Annotated in this window: 21 protein-coding genes and 1 pseudogene; 10 read left to right on the top strand and 12 right to left on the bottom strand. The window is 62.1% G+C overall.

The window, feature by feature from the left end:
• Window positions 1-48 precede the first annotated feature (48 nt).
• Window positions 49-1485, bottom strand: coding sequence for an exodeoxyribonuclease I (sbcB, locus tag AAEZ08_RS12980; protein WP_003285919.1), 1437 nt, complete (start codon window positions 1483-1485; stop codon window positions 49-51).
• Between the two features lie 261 nt (window positions 1486-1746).
• On the opposite strand from sbcB, the gene AAEZ08_RS12975 reads away from it, so the two are divergent.
• The 6 genes from AAEZ08_RS12975 to AAEZ08_RS12950 are packed head-to-tail and all read left to right on the top strand — an operon-like array spanning window position 1747 to window position 8472.
• Window positions 1747-2454, top strand: coding sequence for an RDD family protein (locus AAEZ08_RS12975; protein ID WP_058063934.1), 708 nt, complete (start codon window positions 1747-1749; stop codon window positions 2452-2454).
• A complete protein-coding gene (locus AAEZ08_RS12970) occupies window positions 2451-3431 on the top strand; it encodes a stage II sporulation protein M (protein WP_003285916.1) in 981 nt (326 codons plus the stop codon). Before AAEZ08_RS12975 ends, AAEZ08_RS12970 begins: the two co-directional genes overlap by 4 nt.
• Entirely contained in the window at window positions 3418-4971 is a 1554-nt protein-coding gene (locus AAEZ08_RS12965; RefSeq protein ID WP_500124429.1) for a DUF4129 domain-containing protein, read from the top strand. Before AAEZ08_RS12970 ends, AAEZ08_RS12965 begins: the two co-directional genes overlap by 14 nt.
• Window positions 4968-6140: a DUF4350 domain-containing protein gene (locus tag AAEZ08_RS12960; protein ID WP_483030905.1), complete on the top strand. Its 1173-nt coding sequence runs from the start codon at window positions 4968-4970 to the stop codon at window positions 6138-6140. The genes AAEZ08_RS12965 and AAEZ08_RS12960 overlap by 4 nt, the downstream gene beginning before the upstream one ends.
• Complete coding sequence (locus tag AAEZ08_RS12955; RefSeq protein ID WP_500124428.1) at window positions 6137-7150, top strand: AAA family ATPase; 1014 nt, start codon at window positions 6137-6139, stop codon at window positions 7148-7150. The genes AAEZ08_RS12960 and AAEZ08_RS12955 overlap by 4 nt, the downstream gene beginning before the upstream one ends.
• Window positions 7147-8472, top strand: a complete 1326-nt coding sequence (locus AAEZ08_RS12950) for a DUF58 domain-containing protein (protein WP_500124427.1) — start codon at window positions 7147-7149, stop codon at window positions 8470-8472. The genes AAEZ08_RS12955 and AAEZ08_RS12950 overlap by 4 nt, the downstream gene beginning before the upstream one ends.
• Before the next feature lie 6 nt (window positions 8473-8478).
• Here the strand turns inward: AAEZ08_RS12950 and AAEZ08_RS12945 are convergent, their stop codons facing one another.
• From AAEZ08_RS12945 to AAEZ08_RS12935, 3 genes are read right to left on the bottom strand one after another with little or no spacing between them, the layout of a single operon-like run.
• Window positions 8479-8910 carry a PilZ domain-containing protein gene (locus tag AAEZ08_RS12945; protein WP_036992261.1) on the bottom strand — a complete coding sequence of 144 codons (432 nt, stop codon included), beginning with the start codon at window positions 8908-8910 and terminating at the stop codon, window positions 8479-8481.
• Between the two features lie 47 nt (window positions 8911-8957).
• Complete coding sequence (locus AAEZ08_RS12940) at window positions 8958-9380, bottom strand: DUF4124 domain-containing protein (protein WP_003285907.1); 423 nt, start codon at window positions 9378-9380, stop codon at window positions 8958-8960.
• 29 nt (window positions 9381-9409) lie between these two features.
• Window positions 9410-9787: a tetratricopeptide repeat protein gene (locus tag AAEZ08_RS12935; RefSeq protein WP_003285905.1), complete on the bottom strand. Its 378-nt coding sequence runs from the start codon at window positions 9785-9787 to the stop codon at window positions 9410-9412.
• A gap of 149 nt (window positions 9788-9936) precedes the next feature.
• Between AAEZ08_RS12935 and pyk the strand changes: the two genes are divergently transcribed.
• Window positions 9937-11385 (top strand): pyruvate kinase, encoded by a 1449-nt coding sequence (gene pyk / locus AAEZ08_RS12930; protein ID WP_003285903.1) that lies wholly within the window; start codon window positions 9937-9939, stop codon window positions 11383-11385.
• Between the two features lie 74 nt (window positions 11386-11459).
• Here the strand turns inward: pyk and AAEZ08_RS12925 are convergent, their stop codons facing one another.
• On the bottom strand, window positions 11460-12401 hold the full coding sequence (locus AAEZ08_RS12925) for an iron-sulfur-binding ferredoxin reductase (RefSeq protein ID WP_500124426.1): 942 nt from the start codon (window positions 12399-12401) through the stop codon (window positions 11460-11462).
• Window positions 12394-13524: a GGDEF domain-containing protein gene (locus tag AAEZ08_RS12920; RefSeq protein ID WP_058063929.1), complete on the bottom strand. Its 1131-nt coding sequence runs from the start codon at window positions 13522-13524 to the stop codon at window positions 12394-12396. Before AAEZ08_RS12920 ends, AAEZ08_RS12925 begins: the two co-directional genes overlap by 8 nt.
• Window positions 13525-13720: 196 nt before the next feature.
• Here AAEZ08_RS12920 and AAEZ08_RS12915 point away from each other — a divergent pair, with 196 nt between their 5' ends.
• Complete coding sequence (locus AAEZ08_RS12915; RefSeq protein WP_500124425.1) at window positions 13721-15244, top strand: fumarate hydratase; 1524 nt, start codon at window positions 13721-13723, stop codon at window positions 15242-15244.
• A 55-nt stretch (window positions 15245-15299) separates the two neighbouring features.
• Here the strand turns inward: AAEZ08_RS12915 and AAEZ08_RS12910 are convergent, their stop codons facing one another.
• The 6 genes and pseudogenes from AAEZ08_RS12910 to AAEZ08_RS12885 all read right to left on the bottom strand — a co-directional run bounded on the left by AAEZ08_RS12910 (window position 15300) and on the right by AAEZ08_RS12885 (window position 20330).
• Window positions 15300-16397 carry a methyl-accepting chemotaxis protein gene (locus AAEZ08_RS12910; RefSeq protein WP_500124465.1) on the bottom strand — a complete coding sequence of 366 codons (1098 nt, stop codon included), beginning with the start codon at window positions 16395-16397 and terminating at the stop codon, window positions 15300-15302.
• A 147-nt stretch (window positions 16398-16544) separates the two neighbouring features.
• Window positions 16545-16865 (bottom strand): annotated as a pseudogene (locus tag AAEZ08_RS12905) (PAS domain-containing protein); the annotation flags it as partial.
• 159 nt (window positions 16866-17024) lie between these two features.
• The gene (locus AAEZ08_RS12900) at window positions 17025-17246 is read right to left on the bottom strand and encodes a VF530 family protein (RefSeq protein ID WP_427702784.1); all 222 of its coding nucleotides are present in this window, start codon (window positions 17244-17246) and stop codon (window positions 17025-17027) included.
• 88 nt (window positions 17247-17334) lie between these two features.
• Window positions 17335-17916, bottom strand: coding sequence for a DJ-1/PfpI family protein (locus AAEZ08_RS12895; RefSeq protein ID WP_500124424.1), 582 nt, complete (start codon window positions 17914-17916; stop codon window positions 17335-17337).
• 52 nt (window positions 17917-17968) lie between these two features.
• Window positions 17969-19126 (bottom strand): phospholipase D-like domain-containing protein, encoded by a 1158-nt coding sequence (locus AAEZ08_RS12890; RefSeq protein WP_500124463.1) that lies wholly within the window; start codon window positions 19124-19126, stop codon window positions 17969-17971.
• Between the two features lie 304 nt (window positions 19127-19430).
• Window positions 19431-20330 (bottom strand): acyl-CoA dehydrogenase middle domain-containing protein, encoded by a 900-nt coding sequence (locus AAEZ08_RS12885; protein ID WP_500124423.1) that lies wholly within the window; start codon window positions 20328-20330, stop codon window positions 19431-19433.
• 187 nt (window positions 20331-20517) lie between these two features.
• Here AAEZ08_RS12885 and olsB point away from each other — a divergent pair, with 187 nt between their 5' ends.
• Together olsB and AAEZ08_RS12875 are read left to right on the top strand one after the other, a co-directional pair.
• Window positions 20518-21264: an L-ornithine N(alpha)-acyltransferase gene (olsB, locus tag AAEZ08_RS12880; protein ID WP_003285891.1), complete on the top strand. Its 747-nt coding sequence runs from the start codon at window positions 20518-20520 to the stop codon at window positions 21262-21264.
• Window positions 21265-22038 carry a lysophospholipid acyltransferase family protein gene (locus AAEZ08_RS12875; RefSeq protein WP_500124422.1) on the top strand — a complete coding sequence of 258 codons (774 nt, stop codon included), beginning with the start codon at window positions 21265-21267 and terminating at the stop codon, window positions 22036-22038. It begins immediately after the preceding gene.
• The last annotated feature ends 16 nt before the right edge of the window (window positions 22039-22054 follow it).

Here is a 22054-nt window from a genome sequence, read left to right as displayed (position 1 = left end):
CCCAGCACCAGGTTTCGCGTACGAATAGACTGCCGCGCTTGCAACGCACTAGTTGTTTAATCCGTAACGTTCACGCATCTCGCTGCCATACGCATGCCATTGCTGCAACAGTTGTTGCTGAGCAGGTGTTGCAGTGGCCATGAACCGTTGTATCTCTGTGTCGAACTGCCCAAGAGTATTGGGCGCGCCACACGCCTCTTCGCTCAAGCGCTGCTGGCAGAAACGGTACCAGTGCGATTTTTCCTCGACGGATAACGCTTCGGGAAAGTTACGGGCACGATACCGAAATAGCAGTTCTTCAAGGCGCGCATCATCGAAATGGTACTGCTGCCTCGCCAGTTCGGCAGGGGTCAAGTTCCGAATCTGATCGCATAGGCGCCGATCCCGTTCGCCAAGAAAACCGTCATATAGCTGTTGCTCAGGATCATCGCTGCCGACGAAACCTTCCTCACGATATACATCATCGAGCTTACCGCCCCAGACGTGCTTTTGATCACGCAGAGCGGCTGCACGCCCGAGGCAAACCGACATATCCACGCCAAGACGCTGGATATCCTGCGCGCGCAGCACCTTGAGCGGCGCCACTACAGGGCACCGATTGACGTGGATCAGCTTGAGGGGCACCGGGAGCTCACCCACCGCAAGCTGGTCATGACGGGTGTACAGACGCCTGCGCAGCGTTTCGGCGCTTTCCTGCAGTAGTGGCCCGGTCTCGGCCTGCAAGTCACAGACAATCAGCGCATTGCGATTGCGCGGATGCCAGGCCAGCGGCAGAACAACCGAGAGGAAATGCCGGGCGGCGGAAAAACGACCGGACACATGCACCAGCGGCTCGAGCAAATTGATCTGTTCAAGCACCGCCTGCTTGCGGCGCAGATTGAATAGATAGTCGTACAGCTTCGGCTGATAGCTGCGCACGAGCCTAGCCAGGGCGATGGTGGCACGCACGTCGGACAACGCATCGTGGGCATTCAGATGCTCCAGTCCATTGGCTACGCTCAGCCGTTCGAGTTTGAGCGTGACACGCCCCTCCTCCTCCGGCCATACCAATCCTTCCGGACGCAACGCGTATGCCGTGCGCACGAGGTCGATCAGATCCCAACGGCTATTGCCGCCCTGCCACTCACGCGCGTAAGGGTCATAAAAATTGCGATACAGACTGTAGCGGGTCACCTCGTCATCGAAGCGCAGACTGTTGTAGCCGGCCCCGCACGTGCCGGGCATCGACAGTTGCTGATGCAGCCGTTGGATGAATTCAGCCTCGCATAGCCCCTTCTGCCGCAGGGTTGCCGGGGTGATCCCCGTCACCAGGCAAGCAGCTGGATGCGGAAGAATGTCATCGCCAGGGCGGCAATAGATGTTCAGCGGTTCGCCGATTTCCTCGAGCGCCTCATTGGTGCGGATACCCGCAACTTGCAATGGGCGATCACGGCTGGGCGACACCCCTGTGGTTTCGAAGTCATACCAGAAGATGCTTGAAGTCACGGGAGATTCCTTCTCGATCAGCGCAGCAGTCTATCAGCCGATCCGGGAAACCGTTGTCTCCAGACAGGCGACGGCCTGACCATTGCAGCCGCAACCCACCCAGCGGGCGTGTCTGCGAACAACATCCTGCAATGAAGCGGGCATTTCGCCATAATTGCGCCCCCACCGGCCCATCAGGTGCAGCTCGACTCGTTCATGCATTGCCGCAGCAGCGGGTTGCCGCATAGCATCGACCTTTGCCTGCCTCAGACGATTTTACCTTTGCCTTCCACTCTCGATCGCCAACCGCTGCTCGACAATAGCCATCGCGTAGAAACGCCCGAAGGCATTGACCTGCTGCTGCGCCCAGCCGGGCTGGTGCCACGCGCACTCGCGTTTGCCATCGACCTGGCGATTCGCGCCGCTATCCTGCTGGCGCTGTTCATTACTTTCGGGTTGCTGGGCAAGTTCGGCATGGGTTTGGGGGCTCTGCTGCTGTTCCTCGTGCAGTGGTGGTATATGGTGCTGTTCGAGGTGTTTAATCAGGGCCGTACGCCCGGCAAGCACTGGCTGGGACTGCGTGTCGTGCACGACGACGGCACACCCGTCGGCTGGACCTCCTCGCTCACCCGCAACCTATTGCGGTTCGTCGATATGCTGCCGTTCGGGTACTTTCTCGGCGCGCTGAGCTGCCTCGGTCACCCTCTCTTCAAACGCCTAGGCGACCTTGCTGCCGGTACCCTGGTGGTTTATCAGGAAAAGCCCACACCCCGCCCCGCGCTTCCCGACGCGGAGGCCGCAGCGATCGCGCTCAGCCTGACCCTCGAGGATCAACGCGCGCTGATCGGGTTTGCCGAGCGCCATGACAGTCTTTCCGTCGAGCGGCGTCTTGAACTCGCGGCAATCCTCGCCGAGCCGCTGGCAACCACGGCCGAGCATGCCGAGGCGAAAATCCACGGCATCGCGCGCACTCTGGTAGGCGCCCCATGAAGCAAGCCTTGTTCGAGCGCCAACACCACGTCGAGTGGCAGGCATTATCAGCCCAGCTGGAGGCACTGGAGCGCGGCAAGCCAGGCCCGGGGCAAGCCGAAACATTCCCCGCAGCCTACCGACGACTCTGTCAGCAGCTCGCCTTGGCCGAGTCGCGCGGTTACAGCAGCCAGCTGATTGAACAGCTACATCTGCTGGCGCTGCGCGGCCATCAGCAGTTCTACCGGCACCGCAGCCCCTTGCTCGGCCGGCTACTGGGTTTCGTTATTGGCGGCTTCGCCAGCTCGGTGCGTGCTCAATGGCGCTACGTGTTGGCCGCCAGCCTGTTGTTCTACGGCAGCCTGATCGGCATGGGCGTGCTGGTGTACGCATTCCCGGATCTCGTCTATAGCCTTCTGACTCCCGATCAGGTCACGCAGATGGAACAGATGTACGACCCGGAGGCACGCCGCCTGGGCCGCTTCGCCGAACGAGGCGCCAGCGACGACTGGCTGATGTTCGGCTATTACGTGATGAACAACATCGGCATCGCCTTCCAGACATTTGCCAGCGGACTGCTGCTGGGGCTTGGCAGCCTGTTCTTTCTGCTCTTCAACGGTCTGATGATCGGCGCCGTGGCAGGCCACCTGACCGGGATCGGCTACCATCAGCCGTTCTGGTCGTTCGTCATCGGCCATGGCGCCTTCGAACTGACAGCCATCACACTCGCGGGCGCAGCAGGATTGCAGCTTGGCGCGGCGTTATTGGCACCAGGCCGGCTACCCCGAACTGAAGCCTTGCGCCAGGCAGCCAAGCGTGGGATCCAACTGGTCTGCGGTGCTACCGTTTTTCTGCTGATCGCGGCATTCGTCGAGGCGTATTGGTCATCGATGACCCTGACCACGCCCGTAATCAAGTACGTCGTAGGCGCCTTTCTGTGGCTGCTGGTGGGAGCCTATTTCTCCCTGGCTGGGCGAGGTCATCATGCAGCTGAGTGATGCCAGTGTCTCTATCCGCCCGCGCAGTCCCTGGGAGGCGCTGGACCTTGGTACGCTGCTCGCCAGACGCCATGCGCCGCTGTTGATGGCCAGCTGGGCAGCCATCACGCTGCCGGTTTTCGGATTGATAAGCCTGCTGCTCTGGCAGCACCCGAGCCTGGCCCTGTTGTTGTTCTGGTGGCTCAAGCCGCTTTACGAGCGAATGCCGCTGCACATTCTGTCCAAGGCATTGTTCGGCCAAACACCTGACTTCCGGGAAAGCCTGAAGGCCTTTCCCAGACTCCTGCGTCCGCAGTGGTTCGCCAGCCTCACCTGGCGCCGTCTCAGCATGACACGCAGCTTCGACCTGCCCGTACAGCAACTCGAGGGGCTCGACGGCAAGGCACGCAGACAACGCCTGATAACGCTGAACCTGCGCAACGGGCGCGCGGCAAGCTGGCTGACCATAGTTGGCGTGCATCTCGAAGGGGCGCTCTGGCTCGGCCTGCTTGGAGTGCTGTACTTCCTGTTGCCGGCGCAATTGGTGCAGCGCTGGAACTGGGAAGATTTGCTCGGTCTCAGTGGTGAATGGCTTTGGTTCGAACACCTGTCCAATCTGCTGTATGTACTGGTATTGATTGTCTGGGAGCCGATCTACGTCGCCTGCGGCTTTAGCCTTTATCTCAACCGCCGAACTCATCTCGAAGCGTGGGACATCGAGCTGGCCTTCCGCAGATTGCGCCAGCGTCTATTAGGTGCAATACCAGCGTTGCTATTGGCATGCAGCCTGCTGCTTTGGCCTGCAGACCACGCTGCCTGGGCGGCACCCACATCGCAGCCCGATGAGCTGCAGCTTGGGCCAGATGACGGACGTCTGCTCCTCCAGCCGCTGACCAGCGAAGCGTCGCGGCAACAGATCAAGGAACTGCTCGACCAGCCACCCTTTCAACACCGCGAAACGGTTACCCGCTGGCGCCTTGGCGACGCTGACGACGCTCAGCAACCCGGTGCGCTGGCGCGCCTGATCGAACGCCTGTTACAAGGCGGGTCGCTGTGGCATGGTTTGGAGAACCTGGCGCAAGCACTGGAAGTCTTGCTGTGGGCGGTACTGGCCGCGCTGGTCGCGCTCGTACTGTGGCGTTACCGCGATTGGTTACAGACCTTCGGAGGCAGAGTGCGGCTGCCGCGCAGGCGACGCAGCCCATCACCTACACAGCTATTCGGCCTCGACGTCGCGCCCGAAAGCCTGCCGTCCGATATCCCCGGCGAGGTCGAACGACTCTGGCAACACGACCCACGAGCAGCGCTGGCGCTGCTCTATCGCGGCTTGCTCAGTCGCCTACTGCATGACTTCCAGCTGCCGTTGAAAGCAGCGTATACCGAGGGCGAAGTGCTTCAGCACGTACACCAGCTGCAGCATGAGGCGCTGTCCCGTTTTGCCGAGCACCTCACGCGTCACTGGCAGGCCCAAGCTTACGGGCACCAACCTGCCAGCCAGGCAACCCGCGACCAGCTATGCGGCGATTGGCGTGCGTTGTTCAGCAGGGAGGCCAAGCCATGAACAGCCCCCGCCCCCGCCTCCTGGCCGCCGTCGCGGTTCTGCTACTTGGGCTGTTGATCATCTGGCTGGGCAGCCAGCTGCAATCCTATGAAGAAGTCGTCGAGCACGGCCCTGCTCCCCATGCCCGAAGCAACACTTATCTCGCCGCCGAGCTTTTTCTGCGCGACCTTGGGCTGCAGGTATCCCAGCACGAAGGCATTGCCGGGCTGGAGACGCTGCCGACCGCGGGCCAGACTCTGCTCCTGCTCGGCGATCGTCGCAACTTGACGCCCGTGCAAACCGATCGCCTGCTGGCTTGGGCGTCTGCCGGCGGCCACCTAGTCGTCGTTGCAGAACGCCTGTGGGATGAGGAAGCGGGAAAGAGCGGCGACCTGCTGCTCGATCGACTCAACCTGCAGCAGTATGCAGCCGATGACATGGACGAAAGTGATCAGCTGCCCCAATCATCTTCAGCGGAACGCCACCCGCAGTTGACCAAGCTCTATCTGGAGAATGAAAGTGCGCCCGCTTACCTGGCATTCGACACCGACTTTCACCTCTACGATGCCGACAACCGAGCCCACGCCTGGGCCAACAGTGCTGGCGCTACCCACATGCTCCAGCTGCAGCACGGCGAAGGATTGATCACAGCCCTCACCGACAGCTGGATTTGGCAGAACCGCAACATCGACGATTACGACCACGCCTGGCTGCTCTGGTACCTGACCCAGGACAGCGAGGTGACACTGGTACACCGTAGCGAGCACGACGGACTGCTGACGCAACTGCGCCGCCACTTTCCAGAGCTGATCGTGGCACTCGGGCTGCTCGTCCTGCTCGGGCTCTGGCATGTCGGGCAGCGCTTCGGGCCGATGCAGTCTCCGGCCAGCCCCGCGCGACGCCAGCTACAAGAGCATTTGCATGGTGCGGCCGCTTTCCTGTTGCGCCACGGCGGACAGGACACCCTACTGCGGCATCTGCAGCAGGACATCCAGCGCCGCGCCAATCACCGTCACCCCGGCTTCGAGCATCTCCCGACCAAGGCGCAGTTGCCGCTGCTCGCACAGCTCTCGCAGCTACCGATCGTAAACGTGGATCGAGCCATGCGCCCGCTGTCGCAACAACGCCTATCAGCCACCGAATTCACCCGGCAGGTCGCCTACCTGCAAACCCTCAGGAACGCGCTATGAGCGAAAACACCTCCGAATCGAACACTCCTGCCCCAGCCGCCAACCCCGCAGGCCAACGTCTGCGTGCCAGCCAATTGGCCCAGGCCCTGCGCGACGAACTGCACAAAGCGGTGATCGGTCAGGACGAAGTCGTCGACGGCATCCTGGTCGCCCTGATCGCAGGTGGCCACGTCCTGATCGAGGGCGTGCCCGGCCTGGGCAAGACGCTTCTCGTGCGGGCGCTGGCACGCTGCTTTGGGGGCGAGTTCTCGCGCATCCAGTTCACCCCCGACCTGATGCCCAGCGATGTTACCGGCCATGCCGTTTATGACATGCAGAGCGAGCAGTTCAAGCTGCGCAAGGGCCCGGTATTCACCAATCTACTGCTGGCCGACGAAATCAACCGCGCGCCGGCCAAGACGCAGGCCGCCCTGCTCGAGGTGATGCAGGAGCGTCAGGTGACTCTTGAAGGCAAGGCCCTGGCCGTGCCGCAACCATTCCTGGTCATGGCCACGCAGAATCCCATCGAACAGGAGGGCACCTATCCACTGCCCGAAGCCGAGCTCGATCGCTTCATGCTGATGTTGCGCATGGATTACCCGCAGGCAGACGAAGAGCTGGAGCTGGTGCGTCAGGTCACCCGTTCGGCCCGCGGCGACATGCTAGACGTCAGCCCGTTGCGCCAACTGGTACAAGCTCGCGACGTGATGGCGCTACAGAAGATTGCCAGCGAGCTGCCGCTGGACGAGCAGGTGCTGGACTACGCCGTGCGTCTGACTCGTAGTACTCGCAGCTGGCCGGGCCTGACCCTCGGCGCAGGCCCGCGTGCATCCATTGCACTGGTACGCGGTGGTCGCGCCAGAGCACTCCTGCGTGGCGGCGAGTTCGTTACACCCGATGACATCAAGTCCTGCGCATTGGCGGTGCTGCGCCATCGAGTGCGGCTGTCGGCGGAACTGGACATTGAGGGGCTATCGGTGGATCAGGTACTGCAACAGGTACTCGATCAGGTCGCGGCTCCGCGCGCATGACACCGTCCCGTCGCCTGCTCATCGCCTTGGCTGCGATGCTGCTGCTGGCCGTGCCGCTCGGCATCCTTGCAGCACTGCAGATTGACGCCGGTAGCTGGCAGCCCATCTGGTGGGGGCTGTTACTGGCACTGGGCGTGGCCGCCCTGATTGACGTGATCGATCTCCGGCGCCTGCCCATGCCCGCCGTGCAGCGAAGCCTATCGGGCAACCTGCCGCTCGGGCACTGGAGCACCGTAAAACTGACCGTTCGCAACGACCACGGCCGAGCGGTAGAAATCGAACTGTTCGACCACGTGCCTGAAAGCATGGCCTTCGAGCAGCTTCCACAAAGCGTTCGACTGCAGCCAGGCGAGCACTGTCGACTCGACTACCGCCTACGCCCGACCCAGCGCGGGCGCTTTGCTTTGCGTCACTGCAGCATTCGTCTGACCAGCCGCCTTGGCATGTGGCGCAACCGCCGTTTGCTCCCACTGGCCGACGAGACACGCGTGTACCCCGACTTCGCGCAACTGCATGATGCCGGTTTGCAGGCGATAGATGTCTGGCTGAACCGCCTCGGCGTTCGCCAGCATCCACGCCGGGGGCTTGGCCTGGAGTTTCATCAGCTGCGCGAGTTCCGCGAGGGCGACACCCTGCGCCAGATCGACTGGAAGGCCACCGCGCGCACGCGAACGCCGATTGCCCGGGAATATCAGGACGAACGCGACCAGCAGATCATGCTGATGCTCGATTGTGGCCGTCGCATGCGCAGTCAGGATGGCGAACTCACCCATTTCGACCACGCCCTCAATGCCGGGCTGTTACTCGCCTATGCCGCGTTGCGCCAAGGCGATGCTGTCGGCGTCTGTACCTTCGCCGGCGAGCAGCGACATGTCGCACCGGGCAAAGGCCAGCAACATCTGCGGGTGTTGTTGAACAGCCTCTACGACCTGCAACCCACCCAGCAGCCGGCAGATTTCGCAGCAGCAGTCGATCAGTTGCTGATGCGACAGCAGCGCCGGGCCCTGGTGATCGTGCTGAGCAACCTGCGCGACGAAGACGATGTCGAGCTGCATGCTGCGCTCGCGCGCCTCGGCCGCAGACATCGCGTGCTGCTGGTGAGCCTGCGTGAAGAGGTGCTGGACCACCTGCGTCTGCGCCCGGTGGAAACCCTGCAGGATGCCCTCGACTACTGTGGCGCGCAGGATTACCTGAGCGCACGCCAGGAGCTCCACAAACGACTGGCTGCCCGCGGCACACCTGTTATGGACGTACAGCCGTGCGATCTGGGCCCCGCACTGATCGGACGCTATCTGTCTTGGAAGAAAACGGGATCGCTATGAATGCGGCTACAGGCCGTGGCAGCAATCCTTGTCAGTAAAACGGTCAGATGCCGCACCGGTAAGATGCGGTGCAGCAAAGTGCAGCATCGGTTGAAAACTGAAGTAGTGATGCAGCGCCGTGATCATCTCGCGGATGTCACTCGGTGGTTCGATCAGGGAGAAGCCCGTGTCGTAACTGCCTGGTGTCACATCCTCACTGGACCACAGACTGAACGCGCTGAAATCCACATGACGCAGCTGTTGGCCCGCCTGTACAGGTATTTTCAGGCGCATATCGAAGCGCACGCCGAGCATCATCGGATAGGGACTGATCAACATCAGCCCACCTTCGGACAGGTTGCCGATAAAGCCCAACGGCTTCTCGGTAAACCGATTGAAAACATTGAGGTAGTACGGCAACTGGTGCCGCTGGATACGACGCTGGTTCGCCATGATCATGTCGTTGAAGCCTTCAGCCTGAGCCCTGCGATTCGAGTTCATTCGGCTCAGTTGCACTCCTGGCTGATACGCGCTGCCAGACGCTGTCGAGCCGCCTCTAATTCACTATCACTGTAGTAGACCCGCTCTCCAGCTGCATCGTTACGGAAGAAGCGTCCGCCGAGTTGCAGCTGTGACAGCTGATTGCGCAAACTCCCGCACTCCTGCTCCCGGGCGACGCGGGCCTCGCTCGCCTGCTCGCGCGCCTCCTGCTGTTCCTGCCGCCGCGCATCAAAAAAACGCTCACTGCGAGCTTCACGCGCGCGGGTTTGTTCGTCACGCTCTACCACCTGTGGTCGCACGTTGACCTGTTCCGCGCCAGCTGGCGGGCGCTGGCCGAAATGCACGCGCCCCTCGGCATCGGTCCAGCGGTAGATCTGAGCAGATGCCAGCATCGGCACCAGCACGGCAGTAAGCAGCAAAGCTCGCATGTTCCCTCACCAGACCTTCGATCACGGCATCAACGTTTAGCCGGCTGAACCACCGGCGGCGCTTCGACATGATAATGGCCAAGCTGCCTCAGCGTCTCCAGCCGTGCACGGGCGCGATAAGCGTACTCACTAGCAGGATATCGCTCGACGATGAAACGGTAGGTTTCACCAGCATCGACGAACAGCCCCTGACGCTCAAGACATTGGCCGCGCAATAGCGATATTTCGGGCTGAACCTGACTGCGCGGCTTGCTGCGGCGCTCTGCTTGCGACAGTGATTGCATCACCCGCTCGCAGTTGTCGGCCTCGTAATGCTGGTAGGCCGCGTCCAGATGGCGATCGAAAGCATGACGGCTGCTGCAGCCGACGGTTAGCAGACTTAGAAAAACGATAATCAGGGTGCGCATGGGTTCCTCCGTATGCCTCCTGTATCGACCGCATTCAGAAAACCTGCAGACAGCCCGTCCGGCAAGCCGAAAGAGTAGTGGCCGCCAGGCGATGACTACAACGGAGGAGCATAGTAGCCTCGGGTCCAGCCAGAAAAAGGAGCAATTGAATGATTCCGCGTCGCACCAAGATCGTCGCCACCCTGGGCCCAGCAAGCAGCTCACCGGAGGTCCTGGAGAAGATGATCGTCGCCGGGCTGGATGTCGCCCGCCTGAATTTCTCCCACGGCAACCCCGACGAGCATCGCGCCCGTGCCGAACTGGTCCGCGAAATCGCCGCGCGCCACGGCCGCTTCGTCGCGCTGCTCGGCGACCTACAGGGACCAAAGATCCGCATCGCCAAATTCACCGACAAGCGTATCGAGCTGAAGGAAGGCGATCTTTTCCGCTTCTCCGTCACCCATCCGCGTGATGCCGGCAACCAGGAAGTGGTCGGAATCGACTACCCGGATCTGGTCAAGGACTGCACTGTCGGCGACGAACTGCTGCTCGATGACGGGCGCGTAGTGATGCGCGTCGACAACGCCACAGCGGATGAACTGCATTGCACCGTGTTGATCGGCGGACCGCTGTCGGACAACAAGGGCATCAATCGCCGGGGCGGTGGTCTGACTGCGCCGGCGCTGACCAACAAGGACAAGGCCGATATCAAGCTGGCCGCGGACCTGCAGCTCGACTACCTTGCTGTTTCCTTCCCGCGCGATGCCGCCGACATGGAACTGGCGCGTCGTCTGCGTGATGAGGCCGGCTCCGACGCCTGGCTGATCGCCAAGATCGAGCGGGCCGAAGCAGTGGCCGACGATGAAGCACTGGACGGCTTGATCCGCGCCAGCGATGGCGTGATGGTGGCGCGCGGCGATCTGGGTGTGGAAATTGGCGACGCCGAGCTGGTCGGTATTCAGAAGAAGATCATTCTGCACGCGCGTCGTCACAACAAAGTAGTGATCACCGCGACCCAGATGATGGAATCGATGATCCACAGCCCGATGCCGACCCGCGCCGAAGTGTCCGATGTAGCCAACGCAGTGCTCGACTACACCGATGCGGTAATGCTCTCGGCAGAAAGCGCCGCCGGCGAATACCCGATCGAGGCGATCAAGGCCATGGCCCGCGTGTGCTGTGGCGCAGAGAAGCACCCGACCAGCACCAAGTCCGGTCACCGCCTCGGCCAACAGTTCGAACGCTGCGACGAGAGTGCTGCATTGGCGGCCATGTATACCGCCAACCATTTCCCTGGCGTCAAGGCCATCATTGCGCTGACCGAAAGTGGCTATACACCGCTGATCATGTCGCGCATACGTTCTGCGGTGCCAATCTTCGCCTTCTCCCCACACCGCGCAACCCAAGCCCGCGTCGCGCTGTTCCGTGGTGTCCAGACCGTGCCTTTCGATCCGGCCGCGATGCCGGCAGACAAGGTCAGCCAGATGGCCGTCGAGGAATTGCTCAAGCGCAACATCGTGCAGCCTGGCGACTGGGTGGTGCTTACCAAGGGTGACAGCTACCACGACAGTACCGGCGGCACCAACACGATGAAGATCCTGCGAGTCGGCGATCAGTAAGCTCGCCGGGATTCGACATGAGGCCGGCTTTCGCCGGCCTCATGCTTTCTGTATCGGCGCAGACGAGATGCTATCTACGCAGGGCGGTTTGCGCCCACGAATGCATCGCTGAATATCTGCCCGCGGGGCAACCCCGCAAGAAACAGGCCCCTGGCGCACGTCTCGACGAACTCCGGCCCACCGCACAGCAGCGCAATTTCCCGCCGCGATGTCGGCCGCAGTGCCTGTAGAACGCTGTCACGCTGGCTCGCATCAATCAATTCGAGCTGCAGATTTTCATGTCTGCCCGCAAGGTCGCGCAGTGGTTCACTCAGGTAGTGACCGTCACCGCAGACATGCAGCAGCCTGATCGGCCCGCAATGGCCCTGACGCAGGCTCTCGCGCAGCAGACTCCACATGGGCGCCAGCCCGGTTCCCGATGCCAGCAGCAACAAAGGCCGCTCGGACCAATCCGGCTCGTAGTGCAATGCACCGCCATGTAGCTCACCCAGCCGCAGCGTGTCGCCCACGCACAGCTGTCGGGCCGCATCGCAGAACGCACCCGGCCTGCTGCAATCGAGGTGGAACTCCAGCCAAGGATCATCTCCGGGGAGGCTGGCCAACGAATATGGCCGGGCAACCTCTGTTCCCGTCCACAACACCAGGTGCTGGCCGGCTCGATAGCGCAGCGGTCGCTCTGGCAGCAGACGCAGGCGCAGCACGCTGCGGCTTAGCCATTGCAGATGCTCGACTCGCGCCGCCTGCCCGTCACGCTGAGGATCGAAGACCTCCACGCTCAGGTCGCCGACGATGCGGCACTGGCAGGCAAGGCGCCAGCCCTGCTCGCGTTGCTCAGCGCGCAGCAAGTCTGGCTGCGCGTCCAGCGGCTCGCCTGCCGTACAGCGCACCAGGCAGGCGTGGCAACTGCCGGCACGGCAGCTGGATGGCACGGGCAAGCCGGCTTCGACCAATGCATCGAGCAGATTCGTAGCGGGCGCAACGCTCCAACGCCTTCCGGCGCAACTCAGCTCAGGCATCGCTGGTAACCCATGCAGGCTCACAGCGATTACGCCCGGCGCGCTTGGCTCGGTAGAGCGCCTCGTCGGCACGTTGCAGCGCCGCATCCAGATCATCGCCGGCATTCAGCAAAGTCAGGCCGATGGAGAGGCTGAGATGGCCGGCAGCGATGTCAGCATCCTCTGGCTTGGCAATGGCGAAGGCCTCGCGCAGGCGTTCACAGCAGGCGGAGAACTGCTCAGCGTCAGTGCTGGGGATCAACAGCACGAACTCCTCCCCACCGTACCGGGCGAGCACATCACCATCACGCAGGCAGGCTCGCGCCACATTGGCAAAGGTTTGCAACACGCGGTCTCCGGTGGCGTGCCCATGAATGTCGTTGACGCGCTTGAAGTGGTCCAGATCAATCAACGCCAAGCCGGACTGATGCCCCTTGCGCAGACGGCTCAGGTCGCCTTCGGCGATACGCAGGAAGCGCCGCCGGTTATACAGCCCAGTCAGCTCATCGGTGGATGCCAAGTCTTCAAGCTGCCGCATCATGCCGCGCAAGGTGTCCTGGTGCGCCTGAAGCGCGAAGCGTCGTTGGCGCATACGCTGACGCAGGCGATACACATGGCCGGCGAACAGGCACATCCAGACGAGCGTCACCAGCAGCACACTGGCCTGCAGCAGAAACACCGTGAGATCAACCGGACGCTGCAGGAAATAATCCAACGCAGCCATGCCGACGAAGCTGACAAAAGCCAGCGCGGCGTAGCGGATGAACACTTTCGGCGGCAGAAACACCGCGAACATCATCACCAGCAAGTAGAGCACCAGCAGCGAGCCGCGCGCGCTGCCCAGGTTGAACAGAAAAAAGGTCAGCCATAGCAACGCAACCAGCACCTGAGGCTCGGTCAGGCTGGGGTCCTTGAAACGCAGATTGAGACCGCGGTGGAAAAGCCAGAAGAACAGTAACTGACTCAAGACTATCAACGCCGAATGCACGATCGCACTGGCAACGGAGGCTTCGTAGAACCCGCCGGCTACTGCCACCCAAGTCAGTAGCAACGCCAAACCATAGGTCACGGAGGCCAATGCGAATCGCCGCGTAACCAATTGCTGCAAAGTACGCATATCGGTCTCGTCACGCATCGCACTCATAGGGATCCTTCCCGCCGTGGCAATTTGCCGCACTCTACGCTTACCGAAAACAAAAACCTAGCCGACATTCCCATCGCTCCTGGTCCATCCGTGTACCGCGCAGCTTGACGCGTTATACTGCGCCGCATTTTTTTTCGCGGCGCGTCGACTGCCACTCCCGACGCGCCTCTTATCGCCCCGCATGAGGACGCGCTGCATGACCGTGATCAAGCAAGACGACCTGATTCAAAGCGTCGCTGACGCTTTGCAGTTCATTTCTTACTATCATCCCGTCGATTTCATCCAGGCGATGCATGAAGCCTACCTGCGTGAAGAATCACCGGCCGCCCGCGACTCCATGGCGCAAATCTTGATCAACTCGCGCATGTGCGCCACCGGTCATCGCCCGATCTGCCAGGACACAGGCATCGTCACCGTCTTCGTGCGCGTCGGTATGGACGTGCGCTGGAATGGCGCGACCATGAGCCTGGACGACATGATCAACGAGGGCGTGCGCCGAGCCTACAATCTGCCCGAGAACGTGCTGCGTGCTTCGATCCTGGCCGACCCGGCAGGTTCCCGGAAGAACACGAAAGACAACACCCCCGCCGTCATTCATTACTCCATCGTTCCCGGCGACAAGGTTGAAGTGGACGTCGCAGCCAAGGGCGGCGGCTCGGAAAACAAGTCGAAGATGGCCATGCTCAACCCGTCCGACTCGATCGTCGACTGGGTCCTGAAGACCGTCCCGACCATGGGCGCCGGCTGGTGCCCGCCAGGCATGCTCGGCATCGGCATCGGCGGCACCGCCGAGAAAGCCGCGGTGATGGCCAAGGAAGTCCTGATGGAATCCATCGACATCCACGAGCTGAAGGCCCGCGGGCCGCAGAACCGCATCGAGGAGATGCGTCTGGAGCTGTTCGAGAAGGTCAATCAGTTGGGTATCGGCGCACAGGGCCTGGGCGGCCTGACCACCGTGCTCGACGTGAAGATCATGGATTACCCGACCCATGCCGCTTCCTTGCCGGTATGCATGATCCCCAACTGCGCCGCTACGCGCCACGCACACTTCGTGCTCGACGGTTCCGGCCCTGCTGAGCTGACCCCGCCGCCGCTGGACGCCTATCCGGAAATCGTCTGGGAAGCCGGCCCGAGCGCGCGCCGCGTCAACCTCGACACCATCACCCCGGAAGAAGTGCAGAGCTGGAAGCCGGGCGAAACCGTCCTGCTCAACGGCAAGATGCTTACCGGTCGCGATGCCGCACACAAGCGCATGGTCGACATGCTGAACAAGGGTGAAGAACTGCCGGTAGACCTCAAGGGACGCTTCATCTATTACGTCGGCCCGGTCGATCCGGTCGGTGACGAAGTGGTTGGCCCGGCTGGCCCGACCACCGCGACGCGCATGGACAAGTTCACCCGCCAGATCCTCGAGAGCACTGGCCTGCTGGGCATGATCGGCAAGTCCGAGCGTGGTCCGATCGCCATCGACGCAATCAAGGACAACAAGGCCGTCTACCTGATGGCTGTTGGCGGCGCGGCTTACCTGGTTGCCCAGGCGATCAAGAAGTCCAAGGTGCTGGCCTTCGCCGAGCTGGGCATGGAAGCCATCTACGAGTTCGAAGTGAAGGACATGCCGGTCACCGTTGCCGTCGACACCAACGGCGAGTCGGTGCATATCACCGGACCAGCGCTCTGGCAGCAGAAGATCGCCGACAGCCTGGCGGTCGAAGTTCAGTAAGCGTCCTGCCAATAAAAAGCCCGGCTCAGTGCCGGGCTTTTTGTTTGCGCAAAGGTCAGCGATTGAAGCGCTCGACCAGTGCCCGAAGCCCGTGCGCGGCGCACTCCAGTTCACGGCCTCGCTGCATGGCTAGGTCCGCCTTGCCAACATTGCTGTCGGTCGTCACCGCGATATTGGTTACTTGGCGGGCGATATCCTCAGCTACATGCGCCTGCTCCTCGGCCGCCGCCGCCATCTGCTGACTCATGCCGGTGATACGGTTGACCGCATCACGGATACCCTGCAACGCCTGCTGCGCCTCGACGACCTGAGCCAACCCCTGCGCTGCCTCCTTGTCACCGATCTGCGCGATGGCCACGGCCTCGTCTGCCTTGCTGGTCAGCGACTGGATGATGGCCTGAATCTGCTGGGTAGAATCGCGGGTCTTGCTCGCCAATGCACGGACCTCGTCGGCCACCACGGCAAACCCCCTACCCTGCTCGCCGGCACGCGCGGCTTCAATGGCTGCGTTGAGGGCCAGCAGGTTGGTCTGTTCAGCGATGCTCTGGATCATGCCGGCGGCAGACATGATCTGCTGAGTTTCGCCGGCCAGTTGGTTAACGGCGTTGCCTATGTTGGTAACAGTTCTGGCTAGCATCTCCATCGCCTTGCGGGAATTGGCGGCGACTCGGTCACCGTCATCGGCCAGCGCATTTGCCGTGGTGGCTTCCTCCGCCGTGTGTTGAACGTGCCCCGCCACTTCAGTAATCGATGCGGTCATCTGAGTGACCGCAGTGGCCGTCATATCCGTTTCACCGCGCTGCTGACGCAGATCGCTTTCGGTCCGGCTGGCCAAAGAACAAGTCTCGGCAGAAGCACTTGCAACCTGCCCAGCAAGGTCGGACAGGCGCGTCAAGGCCGTGCGCAAACGCGCATCCTCACTGACCAGCGCCATCTCCAGCCGTGCTGCGTTACCGTGCTGATGCGTATAGGTAAGCGCAACCACCGGGTCGGTGAATGCCTCGGGAACACGTTGCAGAATCTGCTGCAGTTGCCGCTCCGCTGCAAAGTGGCAGCTGAGCCCCAGCGCGAAGAACAGGCCGAGCACGACAACCGCTTCCACTGCCGGCGGCAGCCAGAAGATGCCACCTGCCGCCAGAGCCGCTGCGCCCATAGGCAGCGCCAGTGCACGCGCCCAGCCCTTCACTCTGCGCCCCATAGGGACAGCCGGCTTACCGGCACGCAGGCGTTCATACAGGGCGGAAGCCTGGGCCACTTGATCAGCGGTTGGTTTGACCCGAACCGACTCGTAGCCAGTCAGCTTGCCGCTGTCGAAAATAGGTGTGACATAGGCGCTGACCCAGTAGAAATCGCCGTTCTTGCAGCGGTTCTTGACCACCCCCATCCAGCTTTTGCCGGCCTTCAAGTAGCGCCACATGGTCTCGAAAACGGCTGGAGGCATATCTGGGTGACGCACCAGATTGTGATCGCTGCCGATCAACTCGGATCGAGAGTAACCGCTGACGGCAACGAATTCGTCGTTGCAATAGAGGATCTTGCCCTGCGTATCGGTTGCAGAAATCAGTCGCTGATGCGCCGGAAAAGCTCGTTCTGTGTTGCTTACCGGCCCGTTGTTTCTCATCGCATGAGCTCCATGATAGCGATTCGCTGGCAATTTCGACTCGCCGGTCACGACGAATCAATCTGTTACAGAGAGTCGGATAGCACAGAGCAAACTTGAGTGGGATCGAGAAGTAATCGCCGAACGGCACATTAGTGAGATGCGCCGTGCGCGGACGGACTAGCGGCCCGCTTGTTGCTCTTCGACGTACAGCGCTTCGACTTTCGCCCTCGCCCAGGGTGTCTTACGCAGAAACTTGAGGCTGGATTTGATACTGGGCTCATTGCTGAAGCATCTGACATCCACCCGCTTGGCGAGACCATCCCAGCCGAAGCGCGCATGCAACTCGACAAGGATGGCCTCCAGCGTTACACCGTGAAGAGGATCTTTTACTTGGCTCATGGGACTCTCATGGACACGAGGGCACAGCCTCAGATGTGAAAAGGCCCGCTACGCAGTATCCGTGGCGGGCCTTTGTATAGCGGACATATTACAGGCTGATGCGGGTACCCAGCACTTCGAGGAATGCCGCCAGCCAGGCAGGATGGGCCGGCCAAGCCGGGGCACTGACCAGGTTGCCATCGGTATGCGCCTGGTCCACCGGAATATCGACGTACTCCCCACCAGCCAGCTTCACTTCCGGCGCACAGGCCGGGTATGCGCTGCACGCGCGGTCCTTGAGTACGCCCGCAGCGGCGAGTAGCTGTGCACCATGACAAACGGCCGCGATCGGCTTTTTGGCCTCATCGAAAGCACGCACCAGCGCCAGCACCTGCTCGTTCAAACGCAGGTACTCGGGCGCTCGACCACCGGGAATGACCAGTGCGTCGTAATCTTCGGCACGCACTGCGTCGAAGTCGAAGTTCAGCGCGAAGTTATGACCCGGCTTCTCGCTGTAGGTCTGGTCGCCCTCGAAATCGTGAATCGCGGTGCGCACGCTGTCGCCGGCCTTCTTGTCCGGGCACACGGCATGCACGCGATGGCCAACCATCTGCAGGGCCTGGAAAGGCACCATGGTTTCGTAGTCTTCGGCGTAATCACCCACCAGCATCAAAATGTTCTTCGCCGCCATTGGATCGTCCTCTTCGCGCGGGTTTGGAGCAATGCTCCGTGACGCGGCGGCTTCAGCCACCGCGGTTGAAGATGTTTACCAGCAGCCGGTCCAGCCAGCCCCACATGCGCTGGTAGAGGCGCAGGTGCAGCGGTCTGGCGTACCAGCTTTTAATGTCGATTTCGATACTGTCCTGAAAATCGCGCTCGAAGCATGCCTTTACCTGGGCACTCAACGCAGCATCGATGGCCTCGAGATTGGCTTCCAGATTCCAGCGCAGGTTCCAGTGATCGAAGTTGCAAGAGCCGACGCTGACCCAGTCGTCAACCAGCACCATTTTCAGGTGGGAAAAGTGTGGCTGATATTCATGGATTCGCACGCCGGCACGCAGCAGCCGTGGATAGAAACGCTGCCCGGCGTAGCGCACCGGCGGGTGATCGGTATTGCGACTGGTCAAGAGCAACCGTACGTCCACCCCACGGCGTGCCGCACGGATCAGCGCTCGCCGCACCTTGCCGGTTGGCAGGAAATACGGCGTCGCCAGCCAGATGCGGGTCTGCGCGCGCCTCAGGTTGCGCAGCAAGCTATGCAGTATGTCGCGATGCTGGCGTGCCGCCGAATAGGCGACCCGCCCAAAGCCCGAACCACTGGGTAGCAGCGGAATACGTGGCGCAACACTCGGCAAGGGTAGCTGCCAGATTCGCCGCTTCAGGCAATGCACCCATTGGGTGTCGAACAGTTCTTGCCAATCCTGCAGCAGCGGGCCGGACATCTCGACCATCACCTCGTGCCAATGCACGGCGGGCTCAAGTGGATTCCAGAACTCGTCCGTGACGCCCGTGCCTCCGACATAGCCGATACAGCCGTCCACCAGCAGCAACTTGCGATGGTCACGGTGCAGATTACGCAGCTTCAGCCGTAGTGAAAGCGGGTTGTAGAGGCGCAGCTCGATGCCCGCACCAGTGATGCGATCACGGCTGGCCTGGCTCATCTTGAGGCAACCGAAGCCGTCGAACAGGCAGCGCACTCGGACACCGCGTGACGCCGCGCGCAGTAAGGGCTCGAGCATTCGCTCGAGGCAATGCCCGTCCTCAACCAGGTAGAGTTCCAGATCCACACGGCGCTCGGCGCGCTCGATCGCATCGAACATGGCCGGAAAGAACTGCGGACCATCTATCAACAGGCGGAAGTGGTTGTCGCTGCGCCAAGGGAAAACGGAGCCGGCCAGCATCACAGGGCATCTCCCTGGGCAACGATAGACGCAGGCCTGCGAGGCATTGAACAAGACAAACAGCGAACTGACATGAAATCCCTTTTTCTGATCGGCATCCCGATGCGCGACGGCAAGCTGGCACACTCACCCAAGGCGGCAAATGGACCACGTGCTAGCTTACCCAGCCCCTTCCGTAAGGCAAGGCAAGGCCGTGAACGCTCAGCAGCAGCTGGTTGGCAGTAAAACACGATCCTCTATAGGCCAGGATCGCCGGGGCAGAGTTCCCAACCGTTGCCAAGCGTGCATCCAATACACAACGGCACTAAGAACATCCGGGCGCTAGCGCAGTAATAGCCTGCTCCAGGCGCCGTGTCTGGGCGTCGCGCGCAATGCCCAGCACTGCCCGATCACGTTTCCACATCGCATTCCAGGAGCCCTGCGACTCCATCAACGCACGGTCCACCTCAGGCTGCAACGCGGCGAACTGCTCAAGCAACGCAGCCAGCAGCAGATGGGTGGCCGGCTCATTGGCGGGCTGTCGCGCGACCTCGGCTGCGGCCGCAAGAACGCCGAGCAGGCGCAGTGCCAGAGGCCGCGGCCACTGTTCCGGCAACGCGATGCCGTAGAGCCAGGCAGTCAGCGCCGCCAGCACATGAAGATCTTCGTGGGTGCGGAACGGTTTGACGTATTCGCTCCAGCCGTCACCAGGCAGGCGCCGCCCAGCAGCCTGCTCAAGGCTCAATCTGCCATGCGCGATATCCGGCACGATCGGCAGATCCGGCCCAGCCACCAGTGACACGCCGGCACCGGACGGCTCGACGACGAACAGGCCGAGGCGCGGTGACTCACCGGCCCCCTCCTCCCGGGCCGAAACGAGCAGCCATTGCGCCGCGTCGCCCGCCGTCACGAAATCCTTGCTGCCAGTGAGCTGGCCGTTCTCGCAACGGCTCGTCATGTCGGCCGGCCGCAACTTGCGCCGCTCCGTCGTGCATAACGCACCGAGCCCGGGCGGCGCATCCGGCCAGAGCGCCCGCAAGGCTGCCTGGTATCCAGCGAGAAAGGCCAGCCCCGGCGTGGTCGCCAGCCGGCCGCCGTAGACCGCTTGGCTGAACGCATCCGTACTGGGAGCGCCGTTACACACGTCCCGGTACCAGTCGCGCAGCCCGGAGGTCGCGGCAACTGGCTGTAGCGGACCGATCAATCGTTTCCAGGGCATCTTCATCTCCAAAGGTTCTGCAATCACTGGCCACAGGCTCGAGCCGTCATCCAACCATCATCCGAACGTCACAGTGGCGACATGCGCCGCTCCTAGCCTGATCACGCCAAACCCGTCGAGCCCAACGATAACAACCAGACGCTCGCGTTGCATCGCCAACCCGCCACTGCCCCGGCGGACAAGGAGACAGAGCATGAATGCCATCGTCGATCCACGCAGCACGCGTCAACTTCGAGCCGAACGCCTGGAAGGCGAACGGGCCCTCCGCGAAGCCCAGTCCTTGCGCTATCGGGTGTTCAGCAGTGAATTCGACGCCCAGCTCAATGGCGCCGAGCTCGGGCTGGACATGGACGATTTCGACATTCACTGCCGGCATATCGGTGTACGTGATCTGGCAAGTGGAGAGCTGGTCGCCACCACCCGCCTGCTCGATCACCTCACTGCGAAGCAGCTCGGGCGATTCTATAGCGAGGGGGAGTTTGCCCTGCATGGCCTGGCGGACATCAACGAGCCGGTGCTGGAGATCGGCCGTACCTGCGTAGCCCCGGCTTATCGCAGTGGTGCAACCATCGCAGTACTGTGGAGCGAACTGGCCGAGGTGCTCAACCAGGGTGGCTATCGCTACCTTATGGGGTGCGCGAGCATCCCGATGCGCGACGGTGGCATCCAGGCCCTAGCGATCATGCAGCGATTGCGCGACAGCCACCTGAGCACCGAACTGCTGCACGCTGAGCCGCGAACGCCACTTCCCGAACTGGAGCTGCCGGACAACGTCACTGCCCAGCTACCACCGCTGCTCAAAGCCTATATGCGCCTCGGCGCGAAGATCTGTGGAGAACCCTGCTGGGACCCAGATTTTCAGGTTGCCGACATATTCATCCTGCTCAAGCGCGAGGAGCTGTGCCCGCGCTACGCTCGCCACTTCAAGGCGGCGGTATAGATGACGCGGTTGCGCCTGTACTGGCGCTTGCTGCGGGTCGCCGCGGTGATCCTGCTGGGGTTGCTGTTGGCGGCCGCACTGGGTCTCGGCGAGCGCCTCGCGCTACGTGCCTCCCTGCGACGCAGGCAACAGCTGACGCGCTGGTTCATGGTTCGCCTGGCCGCCGCGCTGCCGTATCGCGTAAGCATCATTGGCGAGCTGCCAGCGCAGCCAACGCTCTGGGTCGCCAATCATGTGTCCTGGTGCGATATCCCGTTGCTGGGAATGCTGCGGCCGCTGTCGTTCCTGGCCAAGGCAGAAGTCGCACGCTGGCCCGTGCTTGGCTGGCTGGCACGCCAAGCTGGCACGCTGTTCATCCGCCGCGGCGCCGGCGATGCCGCGCAGATTAATCAGCAACTGACCAATCACCTCACCCAGGGCCGCCACCTGCTGATCTTCCCTGAGGGCACCTCGACCGACGGCAACAGCGTGCGCACCTTCCACTCCCGGCTGTTCGCCTGCGCGATAGAGGCCGGCTGCGCCGTTCAACCCGTGGCGATCCGCTATACGCGCAACGGCAAGCCCGACACCTTGGCCCCCTTCATTGGCGACGACGAGCTGCCCGCGCATTTGCGCAGGCTGTTGGTCAGTGACCTGGCAGAAGTAGAAATCCATCTGTTGGCGCCGATACCCGTTGCCTCACTCAGTCGCAGGGCTCTCGCCGAGCAAGCACAGCGGGCCATCGAGCGCGCACTGTCTGGGGAGGCGCAGGAGGCCGCGCGCGAGGCCGCATAGCGACCTCCTGTCGAGG

This window comes from Pseudomonas sp. E45-MNA-CIBAN-0222 (genome assembly GCF_040310405.1).
Classification (GTDB): domain Bacteria; phylum Pseudomonadota; class Gammaproteobacteria; order Pseudomonadales; family Pseudomonadaceae; genus Stutzerimonas; species Stutzerimonas stutzeri_AC.
This window is presented reverse-complemented; position numbering and strand designations above follow the sequence as displayed.